At 69.2% G+C, this 882-nt stretch carries 1 protein-coding gene; it reads right to left on the bottom strand.

Features of this window, described 5'->3' with window-relative positions:
* Positions 1-547: 547 nt before the first annotated feature.
* Complete coding sequence (locus tag ACH0AE_RS17900; RefSeq protein WP_406876181.1) at positions 548-808, bottom strand: DUF1294 domain-containing protein; 261 nt, start codon at positions 806-808, stop codon at positions 548-550.
* Positions 809-882: the final 74 nt, after the last annotated feature.

Raw genomic sequence — 882 nt, 5'->3', positions numbered from 1 at the left:
GGGATGGATAGGGCTGGAGAGGCCAGTCGGAAGAATTGGGCCGAAGGTGTCGGGGTGGGCAGCGGTGGATCAGCATCCGTCCCACCGCCGGACGCCCGGCGTTGCAATCGTGATGTACGTGCTTGCGTGACGAAGTGTTTCTGGCGATAGCGTGCGCCATCGAGCGACGCCCTCCATGCGCCGTGCCGATCGTGAGCGCCGCGCCCGGTTTGAACTCCCGCCAGCGCGCGCGGCGCTCACTTTGGTATCGGTTCGGATATCGATGTCCGATCGGTGTTTGCACCTCGCCGCTGCCTGAAGATCGACCTGTCGGCGATCGGCCCATCAGGGCAGCGCTGCCATCCGTCCGGTAGCGGTTCCGACCGGCCACGATTGCGCGAGCGCCGGCGCGCGGCCGGTTCGATGACGCGGCGATGACGGGCTTGCCTGCCGCGCACGGCGGGCGGATGGGGGGCGCACGGGCCGGCGTTCGCGCGGGACCCGAGGTTCGCACACCGGGCGCCCCGTTCCTTCCTTTTGTCCGTCAACAACCGGGGCGGGGCGCCTTTCAGGTGAGGAGCAGCACGCCGCCTGCGCCGAGCTGGATCGCGGCGATCAGCATCAGCCGGGTCGAGAAAGGCTCCTTGCGCGTCTTGTGGCGGAACAGCCGGCGTGCGGCGAACGCACCGGGCGTTCCGCCGATCAGCGCGAGGCCGAGGAGGTTCGCCTCGGGAATGCGACGCCGGCCGGCGATCGCCCGTTGTTTGTCCTGCCAGAAGCGCAGCATCGTCCAGGCGTTGACGAGGACGAGCGCGGCGACGATCGGCATCGCGCAAGCCTGGCCCAGCGCCGGTTAGCGACCGGTTACAGCGATAACAGCACCTTAGCGCGCCGGTGCACCCC

The sequence above is a fragment of the Sphingomonas sp. 179-A 2A2 NHS genome, from assembly GCF_045371305.1.
Taxonomy (GTDB): domain Bacteria; phylum Pseudomonadota; class Alphaproteobacteria; order Sphingomonadales; family Sphingomonadaceae; genus Sphingomonas.
Note: the sequence above shows the minus strand (reverse complement) of the source record. Positions and strands in the feature narration are given on the sequence as shown.